Origin of the sequence: Pseudonocardia sp. EC080619-01 (assembly GCF_001420995.1) — a bacterium.
Taxonomy (GTDB): Bacteria; Actinomycetota; Actinomycetes; order Mycobacteriales; family Pseudonocardiaceae; genus Pseudonocardia.
The window spans coordinates 221,221-227,500 of sequence record NZ_CP012184.1 but is presented as its reverse complement, the minus strand read 5'-3'; the positions used below and the strand labels follow the sequence as shown (position 1 = coordinate 227,500).

Genomic DNA, 6,280 nt, shown 5'->3' with positions numbered 1-6,280 from the left:
AGTGAGAATCTCTGCCGCCGGATGACCAAGGGTTCCTGGGCCAGGTTGTTCCGCCCAGGGTGAGCCGGGACCTAAGGCGAGGCCGTCAGGCGTAGTCGATGGACAACGGGTTGATATTCCCGTGCTCGTGATAGTGCGTCCATGCCGGGGCCGGTGATGCTAACCATCCGAACCCACCTTCGCTCCTTCGGGAGTGTTGTTTGTGGGGGAGCGTGGGATCCGATCCGGTAGTAGGCAAGTGATGGGGTGACGCAGGAGGGTAGCTCCGCCACGCGGTGGTTGTCGTGGTGTAAGCCTGTAGCCCGAGTCCTAGGTAAATCCGGGGCTCATTGAGGGTGAGAGGTGATGCGTAGCCGATTGAGGCGAAGAGGGTGATCCCATGCTGTCGAGAAAAGCCTCTAGCGAGTGCTGTTGCGGCCCGTACCCCAAACCGACACAGGTGGTCAGGTAGAGAATACCGAGGCGATCGAGCGAACTGTGGTTAAGGAATTCGGCAAAATACCTCCGTAACTTCGGGAGAAGGAGGGCCATCTGCCTTGAAGCCCCTTTGCGGGCTAGGGGTGGGTGGTCGCAGAGACCAGGCCCAAGCGACTGTTTACTAAAAACACAGGTCCGTGCGAAGTCGCAAGACGATGTATACGGACTGACGCCTGCCCGGTGCTGGAACGTTAAGAGGACCTGTTAGCTCCTTTGGGGGCGAAGCGGAGAATTTAAGCGCCAGTAAACGGCGGTGGTAACTATAACCATCCTAAGGTAGCGAAATTCCTTGTCGGGTAAGTTCCGACCTGCACGAATGGCGTAACGACTTGGGCGCTGTCTCGACCACAGACTCGGCGAAATTGCATTACGAGTAAAGATGCTCGTTACGCGCGGCAGGACGGAAAGACCCCGGGATCTTTACTATAGCTTGGTATTGATGCTCGGTTCGGCTTGTGTAGGATAGGTGGGAGACTGTGAAGTCGTCACGCTAGTGGCGGTGGAGTCGTTGTTGAAATACCACTCTGGTCGAATTGGGTGTCTGAACCTCGGGCCATGATCTGGTTCAGGGACAGTGCCTGGTGGGTAGTTTAACTGGGGCGGTTGCCTCCTAAAGAGTAACGGAGGCGCCCAAAGGTTCCCTCAGCCTGGTTGGCAATCAGGTGTTGAGTGTAAGTGCACAAGGGAGCTTGACTGTGAGACTGACGGGTCGAGCAGGGACGAAAGTCGGGACTAGTGATCCGGCACCTCCTGGTGGAAGGGGTGTCGCTCAACGGATAAAAGGTACCCCGGGGATAACAGGCTGATCTTGCCCAAGAGTCCATATCGACGGCATGGTTTGGCACCTCGATGTCGGCTCGTCGCATCCTGGGGCTGGAGTAGGTCCCAAGGGTTGGGCTGTTCGCCCATTAAAGCGGTACGCGAGCTGGGTTTAGAACGTCGTGAGACAGTTCGGTCCCTATCCGCCGCGCGCGTTGGAGACTTGAGGAAGGCTGTCCCTAGTACGAGAGGACCGGGACGGACGAACCTCTGGTGTGCCAGTTGTCCCGCCAGGGGCACGGCTGGTTGGCTATGTTCGGGAGGGATAACCGCTGAAGGCATCTAAGCGGGAAGCCTGTTCCAAGATGAGGTCTCCCACCACCTTGAGTGGGTAAGGCTCCCAGTAGATGACTGGGTTGATAGGCCGGAGATGGAAGCCTTGTGAGGGGTGGAGTTGACCGGTACTAATAGGCCGAGGGCTTGCCACAACATGTTGTTCGCATCCACTGTGTGACCCTGAGTCCACAACCCGTTGGTTGTGTGGTCTCTGTTTCCTGGGTCTTCTTGTGTCCCACCGTGGTGTGGGGTGTGAGGGGGTGTGGGGATGTAATTGGATAGTGTTGTCGGTGGTTATGGCGGTAGGGGAACGCCCGGTCCCATTCCGAACCCGGTAGCTAAGCCTTCCTGCGCCGATGGTACTGCACTCGACAGGGTGTGGGAGAGTAGGTCGCCGCCGACATTCAACCTCTGAAAGGGGAGTCCGCAACGGTGCTGTCACCGAGCGGGCTCCCCTTTTTTCTTGTGCGCGTCCGCTCCCGACTCGTTCGTGGAGCGGTTCGCCCGGTGCGGTCGGCGACCGCGGAAGCGACGGTGTTCGTTTGTACCCTGACCACGTGACGGACGGGGATCGTCCCGGCAACGGCGGGGGAGGCAACGAAGGTCGGCGGGGCGAGCGCTCGGCCGGTCGTGGAACGGGTACCGGCTCCGGGTGGTCGCGTCCCGACGACCGGCGACGGGGCGGCGACGCCGGCGGGGACCGCGGTCGGCGACGGGACGGCGACGACCGTCCGCGCCGCGACGACCGCGGCGGGGACCGGCCGCGATACGACCGTGACGGTGCGCGTGGCCGGGGCGGCGATCGTCCTGACGGCGGGCGCTCGTGGTCGGGGAGGCCCGACCGGGGTGCCGGCCGTGGCGAGCGCGACGACCGACGACCGCGCGACGACCGTTCGGACGGCGACCGGCGGGGACGGGACGACCGCCCGTCCGGTGACCGCCGGAGTGGCTCTGGCGGCCGATTCTCCGGCGACCGGGGCGGTAGCTCCTACCGTGGACGCGACGACCGTTCTGCGCGCGAGCGTGACGGTGCGGGGCGTCGGCCCGATCGCGATCGCGACGACCGCGGCGGTCGTTCGTACGACGATCGGGGACGGGGCGACTCGTTCCGCGGCGGCGACAGGCGTCCCTCCGGCGGTGACGACACTCGCCGTCGAAGCTTCCGTGACGACGACCGGGGCGGCCGTCCCGGTCGCGACGCAGGTGGCCGTCGGGACGATCGTGGTGGCTGGAACAGCGGCGACCGGGACGACCGGCGCGGTGCCCCCCGCAGCGGTGGACGGTCGTTCGGCGACGACCGTCGCGGCACCGGCCGTGACGACGACCGTGGCGGGCAGTCGTACCGGCCCCGTGACGACCGCGACCGCTCGGGCCGCTCCGAGGGAGGCCGGGACGACCGCGGTGGCCGTCCGTTCCGTGATCGTGATGACCGGGGCGGGCGTCCCACTCGTGATCGTGACGACCGTGGCGCGCGTCCCGGTCGTGACCGCGAGGACCGCGGTGGTCGGCCGGTCCGCGGCCGTGACGACCGTGACGACCGCGGTCGGCGCTCGTACGGCGACCGGGACGACCGCGGTGGCCGCTCGTTCCGGGACCGTGACGACCGGGACGACCGCGGTGGGCGTCCGTCCGGGTACCGCGACGACCGGGGTGCCGGCCGTCCGTCCCGTGACCGCGACGATCGGGGCGGTCGGTCCTTCCGCGGCGACGACCGTGGCGGCCGTCCGTTCCGCGATCGGGACGATCGTGGCGGCAGGCCGACCGGCGCCCGGGACGACCGGGACGACCGGGACGACCGGGACCGCCGTCCGTCCCGTGACCGCGACGACCAACGTGACGATCGTGGTGGTCGTCCGTTCCGTGGCCGCGACGACCGGGACCAGCGAGGTGGTCGCCCGTCCCGCGATCGCGACGACGCCCGTGGCGCCCGTCCGTTCCGCGACGGTGGAGACCGCGACCTGCGCGATGCACGGCCCGCCGACAGGGACGACCGTCCCGTCGAGGACCGCGCATCCGCGTCTCGGCCCGGCAGTGCCGACCGGCCGTCCGAGGGCGACCTCGGTGGCCACGCCGGGGCTGCGCCCGAGGAGAGGGCTCCTGCCGTCGAGGACGTCCCGGACTCCGCTCCGGCGATCGTTCCGGCCGTCGAGCAGGAGGCCGTCGCCACGCCCGTCGAGGACTACCGGGCGGTCGCGGGGGTACCGGACGACGGGGCCGCGGAGCCTGCCTCCGAGATGACCGACGTCCGGGCGGACGACGGTGCCGACGTGTCCCGCGGTCCGGAGCCCGGTACCCGTGACGACCACGTCGCCGACGACGTCCCGCCGGCGCGTGACCGGGCCGAGCGCCCGGCGCGCGGGCCGCGTGACGAGCGGCGCGGGGACGACCGGCGCGGGGACGACCGGCGCGGGGACGACCGGCGCGGGGACGACCGTCCGCGTGGCCGCCGCGACGACCGCTCGGGCGATCGCCGCGACCGGCCGGGTGCCGGCCGTGACGGCAGGCAGGAGCGCCGCCGGGTGATCCCCGAGTCGGCCGAGCGGACCTTCGTGGCCGAGCCCGACCTCCCCGCGTCGATCACGCCGTCGGACCTCGACGGCAGCGTGCGCCGGGACCTGCGCGGGCTCCAGAAGGAGACCGCGGAGTCGGTGGCGCGGCACCTGGTGGCCGCGGGCGTCCTCGTCGACGAGGACCCGGAGCGGGCGCTCGAGCACGCGCGGTACGCGCGGCGCCGGGCGTCCCGTATCGCGGTCGTCCGGGAGGCCGCCGGGATCGTCGCCTACCACGCCGGTGAGTGGAACGAGGCGCTCGGAGAGTTCCGGGCCGCCCGCCGGATGGGTGGTGGCCCCGGGCACGTCCACGTCATGGCCGACATCGAGCGGGCACTCGGCCGTCCCGAGCGGGCGATCGACCTCGCCCGGAGCCCGGAGGCGCGCGATCTCGGGGCCGAGGAGCGGATCGAGCTGCTCATCGTCGCCGCCGGAGCGCGGCGCGATCTCGGTGAGGTGGACGCTGCCGTCGTCGGACTGCAGGTGCCGGAGCTCGACGCCGCGAGGCGTGACCCGTGGAGCGCGCGGTTGTTCTACGCCTACGCCGACAACCTCCTGGCCGCCGGCCGGGAGTCGGAGTCCGTGCAGTGGTTCGTGCACGCGCACGACGCCGACATCGACGGGCAGACCGACGCGGCCGCCCGGATCGCCGAGCTCACCGGGGACGAGCTCCCCGGCGTCGACGACGACGGGATGACCATCGGCTGGGAGGACGTCCCCGTCGACGAGGTCGTCGAGGAGCCCGGTGCCGAGGATGCCGGTGTCGAGGACGCGACGGTCCCGGCGCCCGAGGCCGTCTCGGAGCCGGCGGCACAGGTCGGTGACACTGCGGAGGTCGGTGACACCGCGGACGTCGGTGACACCGCAGAGGCCGATGACACGGCGGAGGTCGGCGTCGCGGCGGAGGCCGAGGACTCCCCGGAGGCCGGCGACGCCCCCGGGATCGGCGACGGCCCCGGGATCGGCGACAACCCCGAGGGAGGCGACGACCACGCGGTCGACGGCACCTCCGATGCCGACGAGCACGACCGCCCGTCGGACGGCACCGAGGCGGACCGGCCGTGACCGACGACCTGCTGTCCCGGCACGACGTCCTCCTCGCCGACCTGGACGGCACCCTGTACCGGGGACCCGACGTGGTCCCCGGTGCGGTGGAGGCCGTGCGGAGCGCCGAGCTCCGCGGCGTCCCGACGGTGTACGTCACCAACAACGCCTCGCGCAGCCCGTCGACCGTCGCCGGGCACCTCGCGGACCTGGGGTTCCCGGCGCGCGTGGCGGACGTCCGCACCAGCGCCCAGGCCGGTGCCGCGATGCTGGCCGAACGCCTGCCGTCCGGGGCGACGGTGCTCGTCCTCGGTACCCCGGCGCTGGCCGACGAGGTCCGGGAACGGGGCCTCGTGCCGACCGGCACGGGGGAGGGGGCCGACGCCGTCGTCCAGGGGCACTCGCCGGACACCGGATGGCGGCAGCTGACCGAGGCCGTCCTCGCGATCCGGGCGGGAGCGCTCTGGGTCGCGACGAACGTCGACCTCACGCTCCCGACCGAGCGCGGCCCCCTGCCGGGGAACGGCTCGATGGTGCAGGTCGTGCGGAACGCCTCCGGTGTGGAACCGGCCGTCGCCGGCAAGCCGGGCGCGCGCCTGCTCTGCGAGGGGCAGGGCGACGCCGACCGGCCGCTGGTGCTCGGCGACCGGCTCGACACCGACATCGAGGGCGCGAACGCCCTCGGTGCGCCGTCGCTGATGGTCCTCACCGGCGTCAGCGGTGCCGCCGACCTGCTCGCCGCGCCTCCCGCACTGCGTCCGACCTACATCGGGGCCGATCTGGCTGCGCTCACCCGGCACCCGGACGAGCTCGTGCCCGGCGCCCGGGACGGCTGGCGGGCCGAGATCGACGGCGATGCCCTCGTGCTGTCCGGTGACGGCCACGGCGACGAGCCCGTCGTGGACGCGCTCCGGGTGCTCTGCGCCGCCGCATGGGAGCACGGCACGCACCGGGTCACCGCCTCCGGAGACGTGGCCGCGGGCGTGCTGCACGAACTGGGCCTCGCAGACCGGCGAGCGGACCGACGAGCGGACTGACGAGCGGATCGACGGTCGGCCCGAGGACCGGCCACGAGTGGTGGTCTGACGACCGCCCCGGCGACCCCTCGACGGGCG

Annotated in this window: 3 protein-coding genes and 2 rRNA genes (1 of these 5 cut by a window edge); 4 read left to right on the top strand and 1 reads right to left on the bottom strand. The window is 70.5% G+C overall.

The window, feature by feature from the left end:
* Together AD017_RS01040 and rrf are read left to right on the top strand one after the other, a co-directional pair.
* Nucleotides 1-1,724, top strand: a 23S ribosomal RNA gene (locus AD017_RS01040) (it extends 1,379 nt beyond the left edge of the window).
* A gap of 134 nt (nucleotides 1,725-1,858) precedes the next feature.
* A 5S ribosomal RNA gene (rrf, locus tag AD017_RS01035) occupies nucleotides 1,859-1,975 on the top strand.
* Between the two features lies 1 nt (nucleotide 1,976).
* On the opposite strand, the gene AD017_RS33150 is transcribed toward rrf, so the two are convergent.
* A complete protein-coding gene (locus AD017_RS33150) occupies nucleotides 1,977-3,641 on the bottom strand; it encodes a hypothetical protein (RefSeq protein WP_082539051.1) in 1,665 nt (554 codons plus the stop codon).
* Between the two features lie 165 nt (nucleotides 3,642-3,806).
* Between AD017_RS33150 and AD017_RS01030 the strand changes: the two genes are divergently transcribed.
* Together AD017_RS01030 and AD017_RS01025 are read left to right on the top strand one after the other, a co-directional pair.
* Nucleotides 3,807-5,186, top strand: coding sequence for a lipopolysaccharide assembly protein LapB (locus tag AD017_RS01030; RefSeq protein ID WP_082539050.1), 1,380 nt, complete (start codon nucleotides 3,807-3,809; stop codon nucleotides 5,184-5,186).
* Nucleotides 5,183-6,202 (top strand): HAD hydrolase-like protein, encoded by a 1,020-nt coding sequence (locus AD017_RS01025; protein ID WP_060572334.1) that lies wholly within the window; start codon nucleotides 5,183-5,185, stop codon nucleotides 6,200-6,202. Before AD017_RS01030 ends, AD017_RS01025 begins: the two co-directional genes overlap by 4 nt.
* Nucleotides 6,203-6,280 lie beyond the last annotated feature (78 nt).

What these genes read in the sequence shown, in the direction of transcription:
- AD017_RS01030 (WP_082539050.1), top strand. Translation starts at nt 3,807, where the DNA reads ATGACCGACGTCCGGGCGGACGACGGTGCCGACGTGTCCCGCGGTCCG.